The following is a 23,092-nucleotide window of genomic DNA, read 5'->3' as shown; positions in this document are numbered from 1 at the left end:
CCATTCACGACTCACGACACCACCCGTTGGGTCGACCGCTACGGGTCGAACTGGACCCAGTTGAGGTTGATCAGCCCGGTGGTGGCCCCGCCGGACACGGGCGTGAACACCAGGTAGAGCCGGTGCGTGCCGGCCGCCTGGCTGACCGGGACCGCCTGGCTCGCCCAGACGTTGTTGGCGCCGGTGCCGTTGACCGTCGCCGTCGCGACGACCGGCCCGGTCGGCGAGTCGAGCCGCAGCTCGACGGTCGCCCGCGGGGTGCCGGCCGTGCCACCCGCGTACCGCAGCGTCACCGTGCTCACACCGCCCAGGTTCACCGGGTCGAACGCGATGGCGTCACCGGCGTCGATGCCGCTGACGTGCGAACCGCCGCCGGTGTCGGTGGTGGCCGCGATCGTCACGCCGGTCTGCACCTGCGCGAACTCGGCCTGCTGCTGCCGGGTCTGCAGGACCGACTGGTCCACCGTGGTCAGCGGCGCCTGGCCGCCGCCACCGAGGTCGGTGTACGACGCGCTGATCCCGCCGTACAGGTAGCCGCCGGCGTGGTCGGCACCGTCGGCCGGCGCGGTGAGCGTGCCGGTGCATCCGGTGGTCGAGCCCTGCGGGTGGCCGTGCGTGTCGTGGCCGAGCACGAACGTTACCGTGACGCGCGAGCAGTCGATCGTGCCGTCCTCCGGATCGGTCACCGTGACCGAGTACGGGATCGCGTCGCCCCAGTTGAAGAACGTGCCGTCGATCGGCGTCGTCACCGTCACCGTCGGCGCGGTGTTGCCGACGACGATGACCCGGGTGAGCACCGCCGTCTTCCCGCTGGAGTCGGTGACCGTCAGCTTCGCCGTGTAGGTGCCGTTCGTGGTGTACGTGAACGACGGGTTCGGGTCGGCCGAGTCGACCGTGCCGTCACTGGTGAAGTCCCACGCGAACGAGATGGACTCACCGGGGTCGGGATCGTACGAACCGGCCGAGGAGAACTGCACCGTCAGCGGCGCCTGTCCGCTCGTCGGTGTCGCGGTCAGCACCGCGACGGGCGACCGGGTGCCCTTCACGTACCGGATCACGGCCAGTTGGGCGTCCGGGTTGGCCCGGAAGAACCCGTCGCCGTACTCCAGGAAGTAGAGGCTCCCGTCGGGACCGAACTCCATCTCCATCGGGTTGTCGAACACGAACCCGGGCAGGAACTGCTCGACGCCGAGGAAGTTGCCCTTGCCGTCGGTCCGCATCATGAACATCTTGTCGCGGGTGAACTCACCGAAGGCGACGAAGTTGTTGTAGTACTCCGGCAACTTCGTCGGTGACGCGTTGGCCGCGTCGTACTTGTAGACCGGGCCGCCGTGCGGACCCACGCCACCGGTACCGAGCACCGGCCACTTGAAGTCGCAGGCGGTCGGCGGGTTCTGCAGGTACGCGCCGGGACACGGGGTGCGCGCCTCGTACGTGTACCAGAAGTCCGGGTCCTGCACCGCAGGCAGCACCGTGCGACCGGTGTTGCGCGGCGAGTCGTTCACCGGTGCGCCGCAGTTGAACGGCTGCTTCGACGTGCGCGTGGCGAAGTCGAAGTCGATGTACGGCAGCGCCGGCGAGTAGCAGTACGGCCAACCGTAGTTGCCGGCCTTGTTCGCCGTGAACCAGCGACCGGTGCCCTCCGGTCCGCGGGCCGGGTTCGACACCCGCGAGTCGGGCGAGTAGTCGCCGATGTAGACCATGCCCGACGGGTCGACGTCGAACCGGAACGGGTTGCGCAGCCCCATCAGGAAGATCTCCGGACGGGTCCTGTTGTCGTAGTCCTCGTACTCGGGGAACAGGTTCCCGGCCGGGACCGTGTACGTCCCGTTCGGCTTCACCTTGATCCGGAGCAGCTTGCCGCGCAGGTCGTTGGTGTTGCCGGCGGAGCGCTGCGCGTCGTAGGCCGGTCCCTGCGTCGGCGACTCGTTGATCGGGGTGAAGTTGTCGCTCCCGCTGGCGTTGGTGTCGTCGCCGGTCGTCATGTACAGCAGGCCCTTGGCGTCGAACTGCACCTTGCCGGCGACGTGGCAGCACGCGCCGCGGTCGGTGTCGACGCGCAGGATCTGCTGCTCGGTCGACAGGTCGAGGTGCGGCGTCGGCGTCTCCACGAACTTCACCCGCGACAGTTGGTTGTAGCCCTTGAAGGCGTCCCACACCGTGGGGTCGGCGCTCGTGGCGGGCGCGTCACCCTCGTTGACGCCCGGCGTGGCCGGGTTGTCGACCGGGGTGTTCAGCCTCGGCGCGTAGTAGATGTAGACCCACTTGTTCGTCGCGAAGTCGGGGTCGATCGAGACCGTCTGCAGCCCGTCCTCGTCGTGGGTGTACACGGGAACGGTGGTGATGACGGGGCTGGCGCCGGTGTTCGGGTCGTACAGCCGCACCTCGCCGCCGCGGGTGTTGTGCAGCACCCGGCCGTCGGGCAGTACGGCCAGCGACATCGGCTCGCCGGGCTCGTCGTTGAGCGTCACCTTCTCGTAGTTGCCGAGAACCGTGGCGCCGCAGTCGCCCTCGACCACGCCGGCGGCCCACTGGATGCCGCCGAGCAGGTGCTTCTTGAAGTTGTTGTTGCGGTACGACTCGATCGAGTGGCCGAGCCCGGTGTACCAGGACCGGCCGCCCTGGTAGTCCTTGCACCAGGCGGCCGGCTGGTCGGTGTTGGCCTGGTTCTTCAGCGTGGCCAGCACGTGCGAGAAGCCGCGCACGTTGGCGGAGTAGGTGTACCACTCCTCGGTCAGCGTGAGCGTGCGCGGCACCGTCTCCGTCGACGGGTGCGCGCGGTCGGCGACGTCGAGCGTCCCGCTTTGTACCGGGCTGGCGCCGGTCGCTCGCGCGCCGACCAGCTGCTGGTAGAACGGCCAGTCGGTCTCGGTCTCGGCCGCGGCGTGCACGCCGGTGTAGCCGCCGCCGGCCTTCACGTACCCTTCGAACGCCGCCTCCTGGGCCGCGTTGAGCACGTTGCCGGTGGTGTTGAGGAAGACGACCGCGCGGAACTTCGCGAGGTTGTCGGCGGTGAACGCGCCGGCGTCCTGGGTGACGGTGACGGTGAAACCGTTGGCCTGTCCCAGCGCCCTGATCGTGTTGACACCGTCCTGAATGGACGGTCGGCGGGTGCCCGCGGTCTTGGTGAAGACGAGCACCTTGTAGCTCTTCGGCGCGCGCACGTCGGAGCGCAGCGCGCGGGGTCCGTTCTCGTGGGGGGTCAGGTCGTCGCCCGGTGCGGCGGTGGCGGCGCCACCGTCGGGTGTCGGAGCGGCGGTCGCGGGGGAGGCGATGGCGGGGACGGGGAGGAGGAGAAGGGCGGCGGCGAAGATCAGCCGCTTTCTGGCAGGTTTCATCGAGCCCTCCGGGCAGGAAAACTCAGGGCTTGCGGGTCGTGCGGGTACTACGTGTAGATCGTGAGCTCGGACATGTTGTCGTAGCTCAGGTCGGCGAACGCCAGCGACTGGCCGGGGTTCGCGGCGCCGCCGGGCGCGGTGTCCTGCTCCCAGTTGGCGTGGTGGAAGTCGCGCTCGCCGATGGTCTGGAAGAACTGCTGCATCTGGATGTCGCCCTCGCCGAACGGAACCATGTCGTATCCGTTGGGAACGGCGGTGTTCTTGTTGCCGTCCTTGGCGTGGAACAGCGGGAACCGCTTGGGCGCCGCCGCCACCGTGAGGATCGGGTCGAAGAGGTCGGTGCGCGGGTTACCGTTGCGGTCGGTGAAGGTGTGGTGCTTGTACCGGGCCACGTACGACCAGAACACGTCCATCTCGAAGAACACGTACCTCGGGTCGGCCTTGCCGAAGAAGTACTCCAGCCGCCGGACGCCCGACGAGCGGGTCGGCTTGCCGTTCGCGTCGAGCGGACCCGCGTCGAGCAGGAACGAGTACGCCGCGTCGTGGTTGTGCGTGTACAGCCGCAGCCCCCGCTTGCGCGCCTTGCGGCCGAGTTCGTTCCACACGTCGGCGGCGGCGTCCCAGTCCGACTTGTAGTTGCTGTTCGACGGGTCGTTGCCGGTGCCGATGTTGGCCATGCCCAGCGTCTGGGCGATGTCCATCTGCGCCTCGAACGTGTCGGGGTTGATCTGGGTGTGCGTCCCGTTGGCCTTCAGGCCGTTGTCGTCGAGAATCTTGCGGATCTCGGCCGGCGTGATCTGGCGGCCGAGAATCGAGGTGTGCTGGTTGTAACCGGCGAACTCGATCTCCTTGTAGCCGATCTCGGCGAGCCGGGCGAGCACCCGCTCGAATCCGTACGGCACCCCGCTGTCGTCGGGCGCGGCCGCGATGCGGTCGCGCACGCTGTACAGGATGATCCCGCGGTTCCGCTCGGGGATCAGGGGCTCGACGCGCAGCCGGTCGCCGTGCGCGATCGCGGGCGCGCCGGTCTGCAGGAACGACGCACCGGCCGCGCCGAGCGCCGCCGTGGCGGTCGCGGTGGCGGCGAGGACGGTGCGGCGGCTTAACCGCGGACGGGGCTGAGGTTCTGCGGGCATGACGGATCCACCTCTCCTACGGTCGCCCGTTTCCGGGCATGGTGAACACACCGGCGGGAGTGCAGGGATTGAGGGCTGACGTGTACCGGTGCGCTGCGGGGGTTTGTGTCGTCGGTGTTACGCCTAGCGCTAGACAGTATCGGCAGCCATCGACAAAAGAAAGTTCCTTGCCCAGGAAACTTCCGTCGAGATCGTCAAAAGTGCGCGCGGGGCCCCGGCGGACGCCGGTTACGTGGGGCGGAGGAGGAAGACTTTCGGGGCGACGCGCTCCATGGCGCCGCCCCGGCCGACGATCAGGCCGGCGGCGAAGTCGACGAAGGCCTGGGCGTCGGGGTTGGGCAGGGCGGTCAGGTCCATGACGACGGGCAGGCCCTCGCGGAAGTAGTGGCCGATGTAGATCACGTCGTCGTACGTGTGCGGACGGACCGTCTTGACCATGGCGAGAGTCTGACACGCCGGAACTACGGCAGCGGCGACCTCGGCCACGTGTTGACGTCGGGGTCGGTGATCGGCTGGAACGCCGTGACCAGCAACGCGAGGAACGGGTCGTCGACGGAGCTGTAGAAGGGGAAGAAGAAGCCGACCCCGCCGTCGTACGGGTACTCGACGTGGGCCGTCGCACCGACGACGCCGGTCTGCGCCGGGAACACGGCCACCGCCCGCCCGCCCATCGACTCCGTCGGCGGCTTCGTCGGCTCGGCCCGCCCGATCCCGACGTAGTACTCGGTGTAGTCGACGCTCGTGGAGCCGTTGTTCAACCAGACCCCGCCCAGCGCCTCGCCACCGGAGAACCAGGTCTCGCACTTGACCACCCGCACCTGGGCGTCCAGCCCGGTCAGGTGGAACGGCACCGCGCACCGGTACGTCCGGTCGAGCCGCACCCGCTCGGCGATCCGCATCGCCACGTCCGGGCCGCCCGACACCACGACCTGCACCCAGAGGTCCGGCACCGCCTCCCAGCGCACGGCGTCGGTGCCCTGCGGCGCGGCCTGGTTGAAGGCCCCGTCCGGTCTCGTGATCCGGACCGCCTCGGCCGGCAGGCCGTTCACCTCCGTCGGCGAGATCTCGCCGCCCTGGCCCGAGAGCTTGTCGCGGACCTGGCTCGCCTCGACGAAGAACTCACCGCCGGCGTCGGCGGAGAAGCCGCGCAGGTCCTCGTACCCGGTCCGGGCCGACCACCGCAGCGTGCCCCAGCCGTCGAGGCCGGTGAGGTCGAGGTGGAACAGCGTCGGGTCGGACCCGAGCGACGACGGGGTGAACGCCGCCACCGGTGCCCCGTCGACCCGTGGCGGACGGGCGATATCGCCCACGGAAGCCGGCCGGACAGGTGCTCCGCGCGTCCCCGAAAAAACCAGGCCGCCGCCCGCCGCCAGCGCTCCCACCGCAACCACCGCGCAGGCCGTGCCGAGCAGCCGGCGCCGCCGGCGGCGCCGCACGCCCGTGTGGACGGCCGACAGCAGCCGCTCGACGTGGATGTCGCCCTCGGCCCGGTCCCGCAATGCCGCGGAGATGATCTCGGTCATGCCGGCTCCCCACTCCGTGGTGAGCCGCCCTGACCGGGTGGGCTCTGCTTAATGATTCCCTCGCACAAGTGCTCGGTCATTGGAGGGTCTCCTTGGCGGGGTCGGGGTGCAGCACCCGGAGCGTGGTGAGCGCGCGCATCGTGTGGGTGCGCACGGTCGCGGGGGAGCAGTCGAGGATCTCCGCGATCGAGGCGTCGTCGAGATCCTCGTAGAAGCGCAGGACGATCGTGATCCGCTGCTTCGGGGGCAACCGGTTGATCAGCCGCCACATCGCGTCGCGCTCGGCGGCCCGCGCCTGGAGATCGGTGTCGCCGGCGCTCTCGACGCGATCGCCGCCGTCGGCCACCTCGGTGGACGAGCGTTTGCGCCGCCAGGAGACGTGCGAGTTGACCAGCATGCGGCGCAGGTACATGTCCGGGCTGCCGCCCGCGACGATCCGCTTCCAGCGCGGGTACGCCCGGGCGAGCACCTCCTGCACGAGATCCTCGCCGAGGTGGCGGTCGCCGGCGATCAGCCACGCGAGGCGCACCAGGGCGGGCCCGCGGGTGCGGACGTACTCGTCGAACGTCACGGCGGCGACCTTCATGGGTAGTGCACGCGCTCAGCGCCGGATTCTGTTGACACCATTCTCGCGCCGGCGCCGCCATCCCGACGGGCTCACGCCGTGCGCGCGCTTGAACGCGACGCTGAACGCGAACGCGTCCTGGTACCCGACCGCGCGGGCGATCACGCCGACGGTGTCGTCGGTGTCGTCGAGCCGGTCCGCCGCGAGCGTCATCCGCCACGCGGTGAGGTAGGTGAGCGGCGGCTCGCCGACCAGCGCGGTGAAGCGCGCGGCGAACGCGGCGCGCGACATGCCGGCCGTGGCGGCGAGGTCGGCGACCGTCCACTTCTGCTCGGGCGACGTGTGCAGGCGGCCCAGCAGGGCGCTGATGGTCGGATCCAGCAGCGCCCGGTACCAGGCGGGTGCCGCCGGCGACGCCATGACGAACGCCCGCAACGCCATGACGAGCACGAGGTCGAGCAGCCGACCGATCACGGCGTCCTGCCCGGGTTCGTCGCGGGTGGTCTCGGCGGTGAGCAGGTCGAGCGCCGCACCGGTGCGCGGACCGGCCGGAACGACGGCGAGCGGGGGCAGCATCTCCAGCAGCCGGTCGCCGACGGCCCCGCGCAGGTGGTAGGTGCCCCGGATCATCGTGATGGCGTCGGGCCCGCCGCCGCCGTAGGTGCGCGGCCCGTGGCTCGGCCGGTCCGGCACCTCCTCGCCGGTGTCGGCGCGGTACTTCCGGCCCCGCCGCACCACCGACTGCGGCGGCGTCGCCGGCGAATCGCCGATGGTGTGGCCACCCAGGTCGCGGACGAGGGCGATGTCGCCGGCGGACAGCATTGTCGGTGACGCGTCGTCGAGGCGGATGCACGCGTGCCCGCCCAGCGTGGCCACCACCGTGAGCGGCGGCGGGTCGGCGAACGCGATCGCCCACGGCGGCGGCGCGATCATCTGGCGGACCAGCGGCTCGCCGGCGCGCGCCCGGTACAGGAGATCGCTGAGGACGTCCACGCAGCCACCGTAGACGATCGCAAAGGATCCTCGGACGTTCTCCCATGGATCATCCAGGTCGGCCGTAGTTGCCTTGGACCTTGTGGAGATGAACCTGATTCTGGGCGGCACCGGCAAGACCGGGCGCCGCATCGTCGAAAGGCTCCGGGACGCCGGCCGGCCGGTCCGCGCGGTGGCGCGCCCGCTGTTCGACCTGGGTGACCCGGGCACCTGGGCGCCCGCGCTCGCCGGTGCCACCGCCGCGTACCTGGTCGAACCCGACGTGCAGGCGGCGGGCGCACACGGCCCGGACCGCCTGCCGCGCCTGGTGACCGAGGCGGTGGATGCCGGCGTGCGGCGGCTGGTGCTGCTGACCGCCGGCGGCGCGGGTCACGACGGTCACCCGCTCAAGCCCGTCGAGGAGGCGGTGCGGCGGAGCGGCGTCGGCTGGACGATCCTGCGGCCGACCTGGTTCGCGCAGAACTTCAGCGAGTCGATGTGGCGGCCCGGTGTGCTCAGCGGAACGCTGGCCCTGCCGACCGGCGACGGCCGCACCCCGTTCGTCGATGCCGACGACATCGCGTCCGTCGCCGTCGCGGCCCTCACCGACGACCGGCACCACGAACAGGTCTACGTCCTCACCGGGCCGCGGGCGCTCACGTTCGGCGAGGCCGCCGCGCTCATCTCCGGTGCCACCGGCCGGGTTGTCCGCCACGTCGACGTCGAACCTGCGGCGTACACGGCTTCGCAGGTCGCGAGCGGTGTGCCGCCGGTGGTGGCGGAGATCCTCACGGGCGTCTACCGCGACATCCGGGCCGGGCACGGCGCCGACCTCGCCGACGGCGTGGAGCGGGCGCTCGGCCGGCCGGCCGGGTCGTTCGAGGACTACGTCACCCGCGCCGCTTCTGCAAAGGCGTGGGGACCGACTCCCAGAGGAAGTCGGTGAGCGTGCGGGCCGGGCGGTAGCCCTCTTCGGTCGCCCGGGTCAGGTCCAGCACCAGGCCGTTGGCGAGCTGGTCGACGGCGTAGCGGGTGAGGGTCGGCGTCTTCCGCACCTGTGCCGCGAGCGCGGCGGCCGCGTGCACCAGCGGCACGGGCAGGTGCAGCGGTCGGGCCCTGAGCACGGCCCGGATCGCGGCGTCGCGGGGGTACGGGTGGGCGTCGGCGATGTTGTACGGCCCGCCCTTCCAGTCCAGGGCGGCGACGCAGGCGTCGGCGAGGTTCTCGACGGCGGTGAGGCTCATCCGGGTGTCGGGGCCGGGGAGCAGCGCGCGGCCGGCCCGCACCGCCCGGCGCAGCCGGGGCAGCAGGTGCGGGTCGCCGGGGCCGTAGACCGCGCGCGGGCGCAGCACCACGGCGCCGTAGCCGACGGCGAGGCGGTCGCCGATCGCCTTGGTGCGCCCGTACGCGGTGTGCTGATCCCCGATCGGGCCGTCCTCGCTCACCGGTCCACTGTGGACACCCGGCGCGTAGACGCTGGCGCTGCTCACGTGCACCACCGGCCGGCCGGCCGCGGCGTCGAGGAGGCGGGCGGTGGCGTCGACGTTGACGCGGTGGAACCGGCGCTCGACCGCCGGCTCCCGGCCGGGATCGCCGACGGCGGCGGCGAGGTGGATCACCGCGTCGGCGCCGGCGAGGTGCGGGTGGTCGCCGCTCTCGGCGTCCCAGTGCAGGTGGACGCCGACCGGGCCGGGCCGGCGGCCGACGCTGACCACCTCGTGCCCGGCAGCGGCAGCGGCGCGCGCGACGGCGGCGCCGCAGAACCCGCTGGCGCCGGTGACGACGATCCTCATCCGGCCCGAACCTCCATTGTGGACCATCCGGGCAGCGCCGCCGTCCGGTCGACCTTCGCCCTCACGACAACGGGGCGGTACGCGGCGAAGGCGGTGAGTGCGTCGGCGAGTTGGGCTTTCGCGAGGCGGGCGCCGGGGCAGGCGTGCGGGCCGGCGCCGAACACCAGTTGGGCGACGCTCTTCGGCGCCGGGTCCACGATGGACGGTCGCCTGTGATGCGCCTGCGCGGCGTGCCGCGCGACGAGGATCAGCCGGTCGCCGCCGCGAACGCCTCTGCCCGCCACCTGTCCGTCGCCGGCGGCCACGCGGGGGAGCAGCGGGCTGGGCGCGAGCACGCGCAGGAGTTCGTCGACGAGCGCCGGGCGGGTCTCGTCGTCCTCGGCGGCGGCCCAGAGGTGGTCATCGGCGCACCACGCGACGGCCCGGGGCAGCGCGGCGACCATCGTGTTGACGGCCGCCACGGCGAGCATCGCCCCGCGGTCCGAACCGGCCAACGCGACGAGTTCGCGCGCTGCTTGTGAGTCCCGTTTCCGGCGCGAGAAATGGTCGCGGGCGGCCTCGGCTGCCGCCCGCCGCGCCGACTCGGCCAGGTGGACGGGGTCGGCGTCGACCCCGAGCAACGCCCGCGCGGTGACGCCGGTCAGCTCCACCGCCACCGCGACCACGTCGACGGTTCCGCCCGTCGCCAGCGGCCGGAGCCGTTGCCGCAGCACGTCTCGCCACACCGGGGGCACGGCCAGCGTCCGGCCGACCGCACGTCTGGTGGCGCGGTGCTCCGGTCCGCTCTCGTCGAACATCACGTCGGTGCCGCCGGCGGCCCGGGCGATGCCGCCGGTGCTACCGGGCGCGGTGCGGTCGAGCCGGACCCGGGTGAGGCCGTCGACGTAGCCGTCGGTGCCGTGCACCAGCACGGTGCGCCCGATCCTCATTGCCGGTGCGAAGCGGGTGGCGGACAGCAGCGCGAACAGGAACGGATGGGACCCCAGGTACACCAGGCGATCGCGGCGCCTCGCCCGGCTCATGCCGTTACCCGCACGTGTGTTGCCGCGTCGTTTTCCGGGCGGTAGCGGCGGTCCCAGTACCACAGCAGGGTCCGGCGCGGCCCCCAGGACCGCAACCGGCGCAGGCTGTTGTACACCACCAGATTCTCGGCCCGGACCACGCGGTCGCTGTGCCTCCGCGCGCGGTTCAGGAGTTCCACGTCCTCGGAACCATCGAGCAACGTGGTGTCGGTGGCGCCGCCGCACCGCTGGTACAGGTCGGCGGTGATCGCGATGTTGTGCCCGTGGCACAGGACGTAGGGCGTCCGGTACTGGCGACCGCGCTGGGCGAACCGGCCGTAGACCGCGGCCAGCCGCACCGCCGCCGGGAACAGCCGGCGCTCCGCCCACGACGGCGACTCGTCGGGCCGGGGAACGCTGCGGCCGCAGGCCATCTCGGCGCCGCCGGCGAGCACACTCCGCGCGGTGGCCACCCAGTCGGGGGCCGGGACGCAGTCGGCGTCGGTGCGGACGAGGTAGGTGGCGCCGTTCGCGATCGCGTGCCGGAACCCGGTGTCGGCGGCCGTGCCCGGCCCGGGACGCGGCTCGGTCAACAGCTGTACTCCCGCGGCTTTGACGATCTCCGGTGTGCCGTCGGTGGAACCGTTGTCGACGACGACCAGCGTGAAGTTCCTGTCGGTCTGCGCGTCGAGGGCCGTGAGCGTGGCGCCGATCGACGCGGCCTCGTTCAACGCCGGCACCACCACCCAGAGGTCGCCGGGCCGGTCCGCAACCGCTGCCGTCGGTGCGGTCGTCGGTGCGGCCGCCTGTTCGGCCGGCTGTGCCGCCGGCGGTTCGGCCGGTTGTTCGGCCGGCGGTTCGGCCGTGGAGGCCCACGCCGCCGCGCGGAAGACGATGCGGGCGGCCAGGTTGCACCACACCAGCACACCGATGATCGCGCCGGCCGACCGGTACACCACGGCGTGCAGGTCGGCGGTCGCCGCGAAGTACGGCCCGGCGGCGACCGTGAGCACGTGCAGGAGGACGGCCGCGGCGGTGGCGGCGCGCAGCGCGGCCGGCCACGTCGGGCGTCCGGTGCCCCGCCACGCGCACCGCACGGTGGCCCACGCGATGAGCAGCGCCACCACCGGCAGGCTGACCAGGGGACCCCACCAGCTACCGGACGCGGCGAACGCCGTGACGGCGGCGGCGACCGCCATCGCGGCGAGCAGGGCGACGCCGAGGACCGCGTCGCGGGCCGCGTCGCGGAAGACGTTGCCGCTGCCGGCCGGCTGGCCGCAGGTGGCCCGGATCCCGGTGCGCAGCGCGCGGATCAGCCGCATCGAGCCCCAGAACATGGCCCCGATCAACGCGATCCGCAGCCCCGGACCGGGCTGCACGCTGTCGACGGCGGCGGCCACGTTCTCCGGCAGCACCACGCCGGCCGCCCGGTGCGCCACCGACCCGATCTGCCCGCTGCTGACCCCGAGCCCACCCAACGCCAAGGTCGCCAACGCCACGAACGGTGCCGCACTGATCAGCAACGCATAGGTCAGCGCGCCGGCAAGCGCATCCCCGTTCGCCTCGGTGTACCGCGCATGCGCCCGCTTCACCCGCGCCCACACCCGCGCCCACACCCCCGCGTCCCCCTTGCGTTGATCTTGCAGTTGTGGTGCCAGGGTTCGCCCCACCTTGGCCGGTTTTATGCGCCACCACAACTGCAAGATCGACGCGGGACGGGGGGCGGTCATGGCGCGACCTGCGCTAGGTAACGCGTGGCGAATGCGGCCGCGGCGGCGCGGTCGGGTTTGCGGGAGCGGCCGGTCAGGGGGACGTCGGCGAGGAGCACGGCGTCGGGGCGGGCCGAACCCATCCGGCGCAGCGGGGTGTCGAGTGCGGCCCGCACGGCCCGGGCGGACGCGCCGGCGCGCGGCTGCACCACGGCCACCAACCGCTCGTCGCCGTCGCCGGCCGGCACGCCGACGAGCAGCGCCAGGTCGACGCCGGGCACGTGCAGCGCCGGTTCGTACAGCCCCGGGTAGATGTTCTCGGCCCCGCGCAGGATCATGTCCTTCGCCCGGCCGCCGAGCACGACCCGGCCGTCGATGACGTGCCCGACGTCGCCGGTGTCCACAGTGGAGAGAGACGGCTCGCCCAGGTACCGGTCGGCGGCCTGCGGGGCCGAGAGCCGGAGCACACCGGCCCGGTCGACGCTCGCCCGCACACCCGGCAGCGGCGCGCCGACGAGGTCACCCGTCCCGGTGTACGCGGTCTTCTCCGCCGCCGACACGACCGCGGCGGGGAAGATCTCGGTGAGCGCGTAGACGCCGTACGCGTCGTCGGCGCCCGCCGCCACCACCCGGCCCAGCAGCGTCGCGCTCACCGGCGCCGATCCACTGTAGACACTGCCGGTGAACCGGGCGCCGGCCGACAGCGCCGCGCGCAACTGGGGCGGCGTCAGGTACGTGGCCTGCGGCCTGATCGCCGCCAGTTGCCGGGCCAGCCGGCGCGGCGACCGGGCCGGCTGCGCCACCGGCGCCCCGCACGCCAGGGCGGGCACGAGCACGAACAGCGTGCCGCCGACCACCGGCACGCCCGGGGCCGGACGCACGAGGTCGGCCACCGCCCGCGTACCGGCGGCGACGCTCGCCCGCGTGTGCACCACGGCCCGGGGGCGGCTGGTCGTCCCCGAGGTGAAGATGACGAGCGCGTCGCCGTCGCCGTCGAAGGCCGGCGGCGGCGCTCCGTCGCGTCCCGCCAGAGCCGGCGCACAACCCGGCAGCCGCCGGCCAACGGTGACCACCGGGGCGATCGCGCGCAGGCTGGGCAGGGCCAGGCCGGCGCGGCGGGCGACCGGTGCGGCCCACCCGGCGGCGGCCTGCGCGGCGGCGTCGGCCACCACGAGTCTCGGCGCCGCCAGCCGGAGCCGGCCGACGAGGACGTCGGGTCCGGCGGTCGGGTCGAGCACGGCCACCCGCAGCCCCAGCCGGTGCGCGGCCAGCATCACCGCGAGCGCCCGCGGGCCGGGCCGCACCGCGATGCCGAGAGTGTCCCCTGTGGACAGTCCACTGTGGTGCAACGCCACGGCGTACCGGTCGGCGAGGTCGGCCAGCTCGCCGCGGGTGAGCTTGCCGATCACGGCCGGCCGGTCGGAATCTTGGCGGCGCAGGGCCGCTGCCAGTTCGTCGAGCATCAGCGTGGGTCCGGGGTGAGGCCGTTGCTGCCGCCGTCGAGGTACCAGCGGGCCGCGCCGCGCAGGCCGTACGCGCGCAGCCGGCGGGTCGAGTTCTCCACCACCATCGCCGGGCACCGCGTCACTGCGGCCGTGGTGCGGCGGACCCGGTTGAGGAAGGCGCGGTCGGTCGGTGACGGGCGACGCGGCATCCCGCCGCACGCCTCGTACAGCGCGGCGGTGATGGCCATGTTGTTGCCGGCGTGCATCCGGTACGGGACAAGGTAACGGGTGCCGCGGTTCGCCGGACGCACCCGCCCGAACCCGGCCGCGACCGCCACCACGACGCGGAACACTGCGCGTCCGACGAGACCGTGCTCGTCGCGCCGGGCCACGATCCGCCCGGCGACGAGCCCGGGGTTCGCGTGCAGGGCTTTGCGAGCGGCCGCGACCCAGCCGGGCCGGGGCAGGCAGTCGGCGTCGGTGCGGGCGAGCAGCGTGGCGCCGTGCGCGATCGCGTGCCGGAACCCGGTGTCGACCGCGCAGCCCACGCCCTTGTGCGGCTCGACGATCAGCTCCGCCCTCACCTTGGTGAACGCGCGGACCACGTCGGTGGTGCGGTCGAGCGAGTTGTTGTCGACCACCAGCAGCGTGAAGTCCCGGTCGGTCTGCGCCGCGAGCGCGTCGAGCGTCGCGGTGATCCGGGCCGCCTCGTTGTAGGCGGGCACCACCACCCAGAGACTCATTTCTCCCACGCCATCGTCATCGCGCTGACGCCGCCGCCGAGGCCGATGAACAGCACCCGGTCACCGCTGTCCAGCGACTCCCACACGCGAGCGAGCTGCACGCCCAGCGTGGCGCTGGCGAGATTGCCGTGATCGCCGACGGTGACGTCGAGCTTGTCCGCCGGCACGCCGGTGACCTCGACGAACCGGTCCAGGTACGGCTTGGTCACCTGGTGCACGAGCACCCTCGCGTAGCCGGACCAGTCGAGCCCGGTGCGGTACCGCACCCGGTCCAGGATCGCGGTGCCGACCTTCTCGAAAACGCCGCGCAGCGCGTGCCCGTCACCGGTGAAGTAGGTGTACTCGTCGCCGCGCGGGTGCCGCGAACCGCCACCGGGGATGCCGCCGACCGTCCAGTGCTGCGACAGCGTCTCCTGGTCGACGTCGAAGATCCCCCGGCCCGCGACGGCCTCGACCACGACGGCGGCCCCGGCGTCGCCGAACGTGTACCCCGCGAACGCCTCCCGCGCCTGGGCGAGGCTGTCGACGCGCGGCCGCATCACCCGCGTCGGCGTCTCGCCGGTGACCACCAGCACCCGCCCGGCCCGGCCGGCGAGCACCATCGAGCGGGCCACGTCGATGCCGTTGAGGAAGCTGTTGCAGGCGTTGGAGACGTCGAGCGCGTGCGCCCTCGACCCCAGCTCCGCCTGCACGATGTGCGCGGTGGCCGGCTCGACCAGGTCGCGGCTCGCCGAGGCGAAGAGCAGCACGTCGATGTCGAGCGGGTCGAGGTCCGCGCTGCGGAGCGCCCGGTCGGCCGCGGCGACCGCGAGCGTGGACGCGTACTCGCCCGGCCCGGCGACGCGCCGCTCCGCGATCCCGCTCATCCGCTCGAACAGCCCACGGGGCAGCCGGATGCCACTGGCCCGCTGCACGCGCTGCTGCAGCGCGTCGGTCGGCAGTACCCGCTCCGGCAGATACGCGCCGACCGCGGTGATGCCCACCCCGGTGGATCTGTTGCTCATGCGGTTCAGCATCTCCGGGTGGGCATCGGTCGGTCGTGAGTACAGAAGCTCAATGGTGCGGGCCGCGGTACCCGGTGGCTGCCCCCCGAAAGGCCAAGATCCCGTCGATCTTGCAGTTGTGCTCGCCCTTTTGTGGCGGTTACGCCCGGTTCGGAGCGTGCACAACTGCAAGATCAACGCGGGGGTGGGGGTGACGCGTAACAGGCGTGTAACCGGAGACATGACTGGTGGAGTGCTCCGCTGGGTACGGTCATCCGGGTGAGCGACGGGGTGACGGTCGGGGTCGAGGAAGAGTTTCACGTCGTCGACCTGGCTACGAGGGAGCTGGTGCCGCGCGGCGGGGAGATCCTGCGGCGGCTGCCGGCCGAGACGTATGCCGCGGAACTGCAGACGTCGGTCGTGGAGAGCAACAGCCGGGTACACACCTCGCTGGACGACCTGCGCGCCGATCTCATCGGGCTGCGGAGAAGGGCCACCACGGTGGCCGAGGCCGCCGGGCTCGGGCTGGTTTCGGCCGGTTCGGTGCCGCTTGTCGACCTGGACGCGCTGCAGATCACGCCCACCTCCCGCTACCGCCGGATGCTCGACGACTACCAGATCCTCGCCCGTGAGCAGCTGATCTGCGGCATGCACACGCACGTCGGGGTCGCCGACCGGGACGCCGCCGTGGCGGTGGCGCACCGGGTGGTGCCGTGGATGCACCTGCTGCTCGCGCTGTCGACCAGCTCGCCGTACTGGATGGGGGAGGACAGCGGCTACGCCAGCGTGCGGGCGCTGGTCTGGCAACGCTGGCCCACGGCGGGCGCCACCAGCGGCGCCGCCACGGCCGCCGAGCACGACGCGCTGGTGGCCGACCTCATCGCGTCCGGGATCATTTCCGACCAGGCGATGATCTACTTCGACATCCGGCCGAGCGCGGACAAACCGACCGTGGAGCTGCGGGTCGCCGACGCGTGCACCGAGGTCGACGACGCCGTGCTGATCGCCGGCCTGTTCCGGGCGATGGTCCGGCACGCGCTCGCTAACCTCGACAAACCCGAGAAAGAGGTCAAACCGCCCATCCTTCGTGCGGCCATGTGGCGCGCCGCCCGCTCCGGCCTCGACGGCGACCTCCTCGACCTGCCCCACTCGCCCAAGCCGCTGCCGGCCCACCAGGCCCTGAACAACCTGGTCGCCGAGCTCCGCCCGCACCTGGAGGAGACCGGCGACCGGTCGACGATCAGCGACCTGCTCGCCGCCGCCCTGGCCCGGACGAGCTCGGCGCACCGCCAGCGCCGCGAGTTCGACCGCCGGGGCCGGCTCACCGACGTCGTCGACCTGCTCCTGGAGCGCACGCGGGGGAGCGACACGCTGCCGAGCGGACCGGCCCGCTACGCCACCATGTCGGGCTACCGGCTCGACGGCGACGAGGTGTTCGGCGCGCCGCGCGAGGACTACCGTCCGCTGATCGAGGTCTTCGAGCGGATCGGCGCCGCCGGGCTGCGCAAGCGCGAGCAGGACCGCGACGAGGAGCAGCGGGCCCACGGCGTGACGTTCACCGTCGGCGCCGACCCGGCCAGCCGCCTGTTCCCGTTCGACCTCGTACCGCGCCTGATCGACGCCGGCGACTGGGCCGAGCTGACGCGCGGCCTCACCCAGCGGGCCCGCGCGCTCGACGCGCTGCTCCGCGACGTCTACGGCGACCGGCAGGCGGTCGCCGACGGCATCCTGCCGGCGTGGGTGGTCGACAGCGCGCCCGGGCTCAGCCCGACCGGCGCGCTGGTGCCGCGCGGCGCTGTCCGCGCCCATCTGTCCGGCATGGACCTCGTCCGGGACGAGGCCGGCTGGTACGTGCTGGAGGACAACCTGCGGGTGCCGTCCGGGATGGGCTACGCCGTGCAGAACCGCCGGCTCACGAACGCCGTGCTGCCGGAACTCCCGAAGCCCGACGGCCTCCTCGACGTCGAGGCGGCGCCGGCGATGCTCCGCGAGACGCTCACCGCCGCCGCCCCGCCGGCCGCCGGCAACACCCCCGGCATCGCGCTGCTCAGCGGCGGGCCCAGCGACTCGGCCTGGTTCGAGCACCGCCTGCTGGCCGAGGAGATGGGCGTGCCGCTGGTGCGCACCGGCGACCTGCTCGTCGACGACCGCAGCGTGTTCGTCGTGCGGGACGGCACCCGTCGCAAGGTCGACGTCCTGTACCTGCGCGTCGACGAGGACCACCTGCTGCACTCGGCCGGCGCCGACGGGCGTCCCCTCGGACCGTCGCTCCTGGCGGCCGTCTACGCCGGAACCGTGACGCTCGCGAACGCCCTCGGCAACGGAATCGGTGACGACAAGGCGATCTACGCGTACGTGCCCGAGCTGATCGGCTACTACCTCGGCGAAAGGCCTTTGCTGGCACAGGTTCCCACGTACCTGTGCGGCGTGGCGGAGCAGCGGGAGGAGGTCCTCAAGCGGCTGGAGACACTGGTCTGCAAGCCCGTCGACGGCTACGGCGGCGACCGCGTGCTGATCGGCCCGCGCGCCAGCGAGGAGGAACTGGCCGCCGTCCGGCGCCAGATCGAGTCGGCGCCGCACCGGTGGATCGCGCAGGAACCCGTTGCGCTGTCGACCCATCCGGTGTTCGACGGCACCGCGTTCGCGCCCCGCCACGTCGACCTGCGCGCGTTCGTCTACCTCACGGCGTCGTTCGCGCGGACCGCGCCGGCGGCACTGACCCGCGTGGCGCCCGCCGGCAGCCTGATCGTGAACTCGTCCCGGGGCGGCGGCTCGAAGGACACCTGGCTCATGGAGGCCTGACGTATGTGCGGTTTCGGCGGCGAGATCCGGTTCGACGGGCGCGGGCCCGACGAAGAGGCGGTGCGGAGGATGAGCCCGTGCCTGGACCCGCGCGGGCCCGACGGGCACGGGTTCTGGTCGAACGAACGCGCGGCGTTCGTCCATCACCGGCTGAAGATCATCGATCTATCGGACGCGGGGACGCAGCCGATGACCGACACCGGGCTCGGCCTGACGCTGGTGTTCAACGGCTGCATCTACAACTACAAGCAGCTGCGCGCATCGTTGATCGACGAAGGCTACCGCTTCGTGTCCACATCGGACACCGAGGTCATCATCAAGGCGTTCCACCGGTGGGGGCCGCGCTGCGTCGAGCGGTTCTACGGCATGTGGGCGTTCGCGATGATCGACCACCGGACCGGAACCGTGGTCCTGAGCCGCGACCGGCTCGGCATCAAGCCGATGTACATCGCGGAATCCCCGCAACGGCTGCGGTTCGCGTCCAATCTGCAGTCGCTGCTCGCGGCCGGCGGCGTCGACACGGGCATCGACCCGATCGCCCTGCACCACTACATGTCGTTCCACTCGGTGGTGCCGGCGCCGCGCACGATCCTGAAAGGGATCCGCAAGCTGCCGCCGGCGACGATCCGCACGATCACCCGCGACGGCGCGGTGAAAGACGAAATCTACTGGCGTTCCACCCACACGCGCGACGCACTGTCCATTGAGGACTGGCCGGCGGCCGTCCTCGAACGGCTGAAGATCGCGGTGGACCGGCGAACCGTCGCCGACGTTCCCGTGGGCGTCCTGCTGTCGGGCGGCCTCGACTCCAGCCTGATCGTCGCACTGCTCGCCGAGGCCGGGCAGAGCGGGCTCACCACGTTCTCGATCGGGTTCGAGGCCAAGGCCGGCGAGGAGGGCGACGAGTTCCGCTACTCCGACCTGATCGCCGACCGGTTCGGCACCGACCACCACCAGATCCGCATCAGCGCCGACCGGTTCATCCCCGCCGTCCACCGCGCGATCGACGCGATGAGCGAGCCGATGGTCAGCCACGACTGCGTCGCGTTCTACCTCCTGTCCGAGGAGGTGTCCAAGCACGTGAAGGTCGTTCAGTCGGGGCAGGGCGCCGACGAGGTGTTCGCCGGGTACTCCTGGTACCCGCCGCTCGCGAACGTGGACCGCGACGGGGCGCTGAACACCTACCGGCGGGAGTTCTTCGACCGTCCCCATGAAGACCTGGTCGCCCAGCTCGCGCCCGCGTGGTTGCCCGACCACGACGCCAGCCGGGAGTTCGTCGCCGCGCACTTCGCGGCGCCCGGAGCGGAGGAGGCGCTCGACGCGGCGCTGCGGCTCGACAGCAACGTCATGCTCGTCGACGATCCGGTGAAGCGGGTCGACAACATGACGATGGCGTTCGGCCTGGAGGCCCGGGTGCCGTTCCTGGACCACGAGGTGGTGGAGCTGGCGGCCGCCTGCCCGCCGGGGTTGAAGCTGGCCGAGGGCGGCAAGGGCGTGCTGAAGGCCGCCTCCCGCGGCGTCGTGCCCGACGAGGTGATCGACCGGCCCAAGGGCTACTTCCCGGTGCCCGCGATCCGTCACCTCAGCGGCCAGCTGCTCGACGACGTCCGCGATGCCTTGTACACCAGCGATCGCGGCCTCTTCCGGCGCGAGTACGTCGACGAACTGCTGAGCGACCCCAACAAGCACCGCACCACGCTCGACGCGAACGCATTGTGGCAACTGGGGTTGCTGGAGCTGTGGCTGCAGCGCCGTGGTATCTGATTGACCGTGCAGTTCGACGAGTTGAGCGACGGGTCCTGGGGCCCGTCCCCGTCCCCCGACGGGTCCCGCATCGCCTACATCTCCGACCTGAGCGGTTCGCCGCAGGCGTACGTCAGCGGCACGATGCTTCCCACCGGGAAGGATCCGGTGACCGCGGTGCACTACTCGCCGGACGGCGAGTGGGTGGCCGTCGAGATCGCGCCCGGCGGCGCGCCGCGCACCGAGCTGTGGATGATCCGCCCCGACGGAACCGGGCTGCGCCAGGCCGCGGGCTTCGGCGCCACCACGATCCTGTCGGCCGGCTGGGTCGAGGTCCGCGACGCGGTGGTGTTCGCGGTCACCGAGATCGGTGAACTGTGGCGCGGCCTGCTGATCAACCCCCGGTCGATGGCCCGCCAGCGGCTCACCCGCGGCGAACTGGTCGCCGTGCTCGACGTCAGCAGGGACGGTCGCTTCGTCGCGGTCCGCGAAGGGCCACGCGGGCGCCGGCGGGTGCGCGTCGTCGATCTGGACAGCGGCGTCGCGGGTCCGCTTTTCGAGGGGACGTTCGACAGCAGCACCGAGCAGGGCGTGTTCTCGCCCGACGGGTCCCTCATCTACGCCCGCACCGACTACGACAGCGAAATGGCCCGGCTGATCGCGGTGCCGGTCACCGGTGACCACCCGGTGCCGGGCGGCGAGCCGGTGGTGGTCGCCGCCCGGCCCGACGCCGAGCTGGAGGACGTCGCCGTGTCCCGGGAGACGGGGCTGCTGGCGTTGCTGTGGAACGCGTCCGGCCGAAGCGATCTCACGTTGTTCGACCCGGTGACGCGCATCGAGCGCTGGGTCACCCCGCCGGCCGGCGACGTGCTGTCGCATCCCCGGTTCTCCCGCGACGGCAGCACGCTCGTGGTGTGCGCGGAGGGGCCGGGCGCGCGGCGCTCGCTGTTCCGCGTGAAGGTGGCGTCGGCGCACTCCGCGCCGGTGTTCCCGCGCCCGACCTGGTCGATGGTCGGCGCGCCGGAGCTGCACCACGTCGTGTCGGAGGACGGCCTGGCGCTCACCGGCTGGTTCTACCGCCCGGCCGGCGAGCCGCCCTACCCGACGATGATCTTCCTGCACGGTGGCCCCGAGTCGCAGGAACGCCCCGGGCACAACCCGATCTACCAGCAACTCGCGGCGCGCGGGATCGCCGTGTTCGCGCCGAACGTGCGCGGGTCCTCGGGTTACGGGCGCACGTTCGTCAACCTCGACAACCTGGCCGGCCGCCACGGCGCGATCGCGGACGTCGCCGCGTGCGCTTCCTATCTTGTGGACGGCGGCCTGGCCGCCAACGGCGGCCTCGGCGTGATGGGCCGCTCCTACGGCGGCTACCTGACGCTCGCGGCCCTGGTGACGTACCCGTCGCTCTTCTCGGTGGGGGTCGAGGTGTGCGGGATGGCCGACCTGCTCACGTTCTACGAGCACACCGAGCCGTGGATCGCCGCCGGTGCGGTGAGCAAATACGGCGACCCGGTGCGCGACCGCGGCCTGCTGATGGACCTGTCACCGCTGCGCCGCATCGAGAACCTGGAAGCGCCGCTGTTGATCGTGCACGGCGCCAGCGACACCAACGTGCCCGTGCAGGAGGCCCACCAACTGGTGGCGGCGCTGGTGCGGCACGGCAAACCCCACCGCTACACCATCCTCGACGGCGAAGGCCACGACTTCGTGCGGCTGGAGAGCCGCCGCCGTTACCTGGACGAGGCGGTCGCCTGGATCACCGAACACCTCACCTGACGCGCCGGGCGAGGCGGCGGAGGACGCGGGTGGCGACCGGCCCGAGTTCGTCGGCGACCTCGATGAGGACGGCGGCCGCGGTACAGCGGCACGGAGTTGAGCGATCGCTCAAGAGCCGTGGTGGCACACTGACACCCGTGACCGAATCCGCTGTCTCCGGAGAGTTGGCGAGCGCCAGCCTGGTGGAGCTCGCCGTCGAGCGGTTGAGCCGGGAGATTCTCAGCGGCGGCAGCGACCCGGGGGAGCGGCTGATCGAGGAACAGCTCACCCGCCGGTTCGGGATCAGCCGGGCGCCGTTGCGGGAGGCGCTGCGGCTCCTGGCCCAGCAGGGGCTGGTCGAGCACGTGCCGCGGCGCGGGGTCCGGGTGGCGACGTTGTCCGACCGCGACGTGCACGAGCTGTACGAGGTGCGCGACGTCCTCGAACAACACGCGATCCGCACGGCCTTCAAGGACGACGCGCGGCCCGACCTCAGCGGCGTGGTCGCCGCCCTCGATGCCATGCGGGCCGCCGCGGAGCGGGGTGACCGGCTCGACATCGCCGACGCGCACCGGCGGTTCCACGGGGCGATCGTGGTGCTGGCCGGGAACGGGCAACTGACGGCCACGCACGAGTCCGTCCTCTTGAAGATCCAGCTGTACATGGCGCTGAACCTGCGCCGCGAGGCCGACTCGCACGGTGGTGGATCAGGGGTGCACCGGCACGAGCACGTGATGGCGGCCCTCACGGCCGGCGACCCCGGGGAGATCATCGCGGCGCTGGCGAGCCACGGAGCGCAGACCTACATCTCGTGAGGGGTACGTCATCCCGGCGTTACATTCGGCGGCTTGACTCGAAACCATTCTGTCGACAATCGACAGAATGAACGCTCGCATCGGCCCGGTGAAGGCCAACCCCTACGACTGGCCGTTCGACGGCAGCGTGCCGGTCGAGCGCGCCGCCCTCATCTGTATCGACTGGCAGATCGACTTCTGCGGTCCCGGCGGCTACGTCGACGCGATGGGCTACGACATCGGCCTCACCCGCGCCGGGCTGCCGGCGACCCAGCGGATCCTCGCCCATGCGAGACAGACCGGGATGCCCGTGATCCACACCCGCGAGGGGCACCGGCCCGACCTCGCCGACCTGCCGGCCAACAAGCGGTGGCGCTCGGCGAAGATCGGCGCCGAGATCGGCGGACCCGGCCCGTGCGGTCGCATCCTCGTCAAGGGCGAACCGGGCTGGGAGATCGTGCCGGAGGTCGCACCGGTCGACGGCGAGGTCGTCATCGACAAGCCGGGCAAGGGCGCCTTCTACGCGACCGACCTCGATCTCGTGCTCCGCACGAAGAGCATCACCCACCTGATCCTCACCGGCATCACCACCGACGTCTGCGTGCACACCACGATGCGCGAGGCGAACGACCGGGGCTACGAATGCCTCATCCTGTCGGACTGCACGGGGGCGACCGACAAGTCCAACCACGACGCGGCCCTGCACATGGTCACCATGCAGGGCGGCGTGTTCGGCTGCGTCGCCACCTCGGGCGACGTCATCGCGGCAACAACCTAGGCGGTGAAG

The 23,092-nt window shown here is 72.2% G+C and carries 18 protein-coding genes; 6 read left to right on the top strand and 12 right to left on the bottom strand.

The window, feature by feature from the left end:
- Window positions 1-38 precede the first annotated feature (38 nt).
- From Vau01_RS16825 to Vau01_RS16800, 6 genes are all read right to left on the bottom strand, one after another.
- Window positions 39-3,338 (bottom strand): ThuA domain-containing protein, encoded by a 3,300-nt coding sequence (locus tag Vau01_RS16825; RefSeq protein ID WP_203993275.1) that lies wholly within the window; start codon window positions 3,336-3,338, stop codon window positions 39-41.
- A gap of 47 nt (window positions 3,339-3,385) precedes the next feature.
- On the bottom strand, window positions 3,386-4,474 hold the full coding sequence (locus Vau01_RS16820) for a sugar phosphate isomerase/epimerase family protein (RefSeq protein WP_203993273.1): 1,089 nt from the start codon (window positions 4,472-4,474) through the stop codon (window positions 3,386-3,388).
- 228 nt (window positions 4,475-4,702) lie between these two features.
- On the bottom strand, window positions 4,703-4,912 hold the full coding sequence (locus Vau01_RS16815; protein ID WP_203993271.1) for a cell division protein SepF: 210 nt from the start codon (window positions 4,910-4,912) through the stop codon (window positions 4,703-4,705).
- A gap of 23 nt (window positions 4,913-4,935) precedes the next feature.
- The gene (locus Vau01_RS16810) at window positions 4,936-5,997 is read right to left on the bottom strand and encodes a hypothetical protein (protein WP_203993269.1); all 1,062 of its coding nucleotides are present in this window, start codon (window positions 5,995-5,997) and stop codon (window positions 4,936-4,938) included.
- Window positions 5,998-6,073: 76 nt separating this feature from the next.
- Entirely contained in the window at window positions 6,074-6,568 is a 495-nt protein-coding gene (locus tag Vau01_RS16805) for a SigE family RNA polymerase sigma factor (RefSeq protein ID WP_203993475.1), read from the bottom strand.
- Between the two features lie 30 nt (window positions 6,569-6,598).
- Entirely contained in the window at window positions 6,599-7,555 is a 957-nt protein-coding gene (locus Vau01_RS16800; protein ID WP_203993267.1) for an AraC family transcriptional regulator, read from the bottom strand.
- An 88-nt stretch (window positions 7,556-7,643) separates the two neighbouring features.
- Between Vau01_RS16800 and Vau01_RS16795 the strand changes: the two genes are divergently transcribed.
- Window positions 7,644-8,480, top strand: coding sequence for an NmrA family NAD(P)-binding protein (locus Vau01_RS16795; protein ID WP_203993264.1), 837 nt, complete (start codon window positions 7,644-7,646; stop codon window positions 8,478-8,480).
- Here the strand turns inward: Vau01_RS16795 and Vau01_RS16790 are convergent.
- The 6 genes from Vau01_RS16790 to Vau01_RS16765 are packed head-to-tail and all read right to left on the bottom strand — an operon-like array spanning window position 8,425 to window position 15,229.
- Complete coding sequence (locus tag Vau01_RS16790) at window positions 8,425-9,327, bottom strand: NAD-dependent epimerase/dehydratase family protein (protein ID WP_203993261.1); 903 nt, start codon at window positions 9,325-9,327, stop codon at window positions 8,425-8,427. The genes Vau01_RS16795 and Vau01_RS16790 overlap by 56 nt on opposite strands.
- A complete protein-coding gene (locus tag Vau01_RS16785) occupies window positions 9,324-10,349 on the bottom strand; it encodes a cytochrome P450 (protein ID WP_203993258.1) in 1,026 nt (341 codons plus the stop codon). Before Vau01_RS16785 ends, Vau01_RS16790 begins: the two co-directional genes overlap by 4 nt.
- Entirely contained in the window at window positions 10,346-12,058 is a 1,713-nt protein-coding gene (locus Vau01_RS16780) for a YhjD/YihY/BrkB family envelope integrity protein (protein WP_203993255.1), read from the bottom strand. The genes Vau01_RS16785 and Vau01_RS16780 overlap by 4 nt, the downstream gene beginning before the upstream one ends.
- Complete coding sequence (locus tag Vau01_RS16775; protein ID WP_203993252.1) at window positions 12,055-13,500, bottom strand: class I adenylate-forming enzyme family protein; 1,446 nt, start codon at window positions 13,498-13,500, stop codon at window positions 12,055-12,057. Before Vau01_RS16775 ends, Vau01_RS16780 begins: the two co-directional genes overlap by 4 nt.
- A complete protein-coding gene (locus tag Vau01_RS16770) occupies window positions 13,500-14,225 on the bottom strand; it encodes a glycosyltransferase family A protein (RefSeq protein ID WP_203993250.1) in 726 nt (241 codons plus the stop codon). The genes Vau01_RS16775 and Vau01_RS16770 overlap by 1 nt, the downstream gene beginning before the upstream one ends.
- Entirely contained in the window at window positions 14,222-15,229 is a 1,008-nt protein-coding gene (locus tag Vau01_RS16765; protein WP_203993248.1) for a 3-oxoacyl-ACP synthase III family protein, read from the bottom strand. The genes Vau01_RS16770 and Vau01_RS16765 overlap by 4 nt, the downstream gene beginning before the upstream one ends.
- A 258-nt stretch (window positions 15,230-15,487) precedes the next feature.
- Here Vau01_RS16765 and Vau01_RS16760 point away from each other — a divergent pair, with 258 nt between their 5' ends.
- The 5 genes from Vau01_RS16760 to biuH all read left to right on the top strand — a co-directional run bounded on the left by Vau01_RS16760 (window position 15,488) and on the right by biuH (window position 23,083).
- The gene (locus Vau01_RS16760) at window positions 15,488-18,010 is read left to right on the top strand and encodes a carboxylate--amine ligase/circularly permuted type 2 ATP-grasp protein (RefSeq protein ID WP_203993246.1); all 2,523 of its coding nucleotides are present in this window, start codon (window positions 15,488-15,490) and stop codon (window positions 18,008-18,010) included.
- A 3-nt stretch (window positions 18,011-18,013) separates the two neighbouring features.
- Window positions 18,014-19,774, top strand: a complete 1,761-nt coding sequence (locus Vau01_RS16755) for an N-acetylglutaminylglutamine amidotransferase (protein WP_203993244.1) — start codon at window positions 18,014-18,016, stop codon at window positions 19,772-19,774.
- 6 nt (window positions 19,775-19,780) lie between these two features.
- Complete coding sequence (locus Vau01_RS16750) at window positions 19,781-21,532, top strand: S9 family peptidase (protein WP_239151654.1); 1,752 nt, start codon at window positions 19,781-19,783, stop codon at window positions 21,530-21,532.
- A gap of 137 nt (window positions 21,533-21,669) precedes the next feature.
- Complete coding sequence (locus Vau01_RS16745) at window positions 21,670-22,326, top strand: GntR family transcriptional regulator (protein WP_239151635.1); 657 nt, start codon at window positions 21,670-21,672, stop codon at window positions 22,324-22,326.
- 67 nt (window positions 22,327-22,393) lie between these two features.
- Window positions 22,394-23,083 (top strand): biuret amidohydrolase, encoded by a 690-nt coding sequence (biuH, locus tag Vau01_RS16740; protein WP_203993240.1) that lies wholly within the window; start codon window positions 22,394-22,396, stop codon window positions 23,081-23,083.
- The last annotated feature ends 9 nt before the right edge of the window (window positions 23,084-23,092 follow it).

Source organism: Virgisporangium aurantiacum, from assembly GCF_016863635.1.
Classification (GTDB): domain Bacteria; phylum Actinomycetota; class Actinomycetes; order Mycobacteriales; family Micromonosporaceae; genus Virgisporangium; species Virgisporangium aurantiacum.
This window is presented reverse-complemented; position numbering and strand designations above follow the sequence as displayed.

Bases quoted from the DNA above. Each gene is read 5' to 3' on its own strand.
- Vau01_RS16825 (WP_203993275.1), bottom strand. From the start codon at position 3,338: ATGAAACCTGCCAGAAAGCGGCTGATCTTCGCCGCCGCCCTTCTCCTC.
- Vau01_RS16820 (WP_203993273.1), bottom strand. From the start codon at position 4,474: ATGCCCGCAGAACCTCAGCCCCGTCCGCGGTTAAGCCGCCGCACCGTC.
- Vau01_RS16815 (WP_203993271.1), bottom strand. From the start codon at position 4,912: ATGGTCAAGACGGTCCGTCCGCACACGTACGACGACGTGATCTACATC.
- Vau01_RS16810 (WP_203993269.1), bottom strand. From the start codon at position 5,997: ATGACCGAGATCATCTCCGCGGCATTGCGGGACCGGGCCGAGGGCGAC.
- Vau01_RS16795 (WP_203993264.1), top strand. From the start codon at position 7,644: ATGAACCTGATTCTGGGCGGCACCGGCAAGACCGGGCGCCGCATCGTC.
- Vau01_RS16790 (WP_203993261.1), bottom strand. From the start codon at position 9,327: ATGAGGATCGTCGTCACCGGCGCCAGCGGGTTCTGCGGCGCCGCCGTC.
- Vau01_RS16785 (WP_203993258.1), bottom strand. From the start codon at position 10,349: ATGAGCCGGGCGAGGCGCCGCGATCGCCTGGTGTACCTGGGGTCCCAT.
- Vau01_RS16780 (WP_203993255.1), bottom strand. From the start codon at position 12,058: ATGACCGCCCCCCGTCCCGCGTCGATCTTGCAGTTGTGGTGGCGCATA.
- Vau01_RS16775 (WP_203993252.1), bottom strand. From the start codon at position 13,500: ATGCTCGACGAACTGGCAGCGGCCCTGCGCCGCCAAGATTCCGACCGG.
- Vau01_RS16770 (WP_203993250.1), bottom strand. From the start codon at position 14,225: ATGAGTCTCTGGGTGGTGGTGCCCGCCTACAACGAGGCGGCCCGGATC.
- Vau01_RS16765 (WP_203993248.1), bottom strand. From the start codon at position 15,229: ATGAGCAACAGATCCACCGGGGTGGGCATCACCGCGGTCGGCGCGTAT.
- Vau01_RS16755 (WP_203993244.1), top strand. From the start codon at position 18,014: ATGTGCGGTTTCGGCGGCGAGATCCGGTTCGACGGGCGCGGGCCCGAC.
- biuH (WP_203993240.1), top strand. From the start codon at position 22,394: ATGAACGCTCGCATCGGCCCGGTGAAGGCCAACCCCTACGACTGGCCG.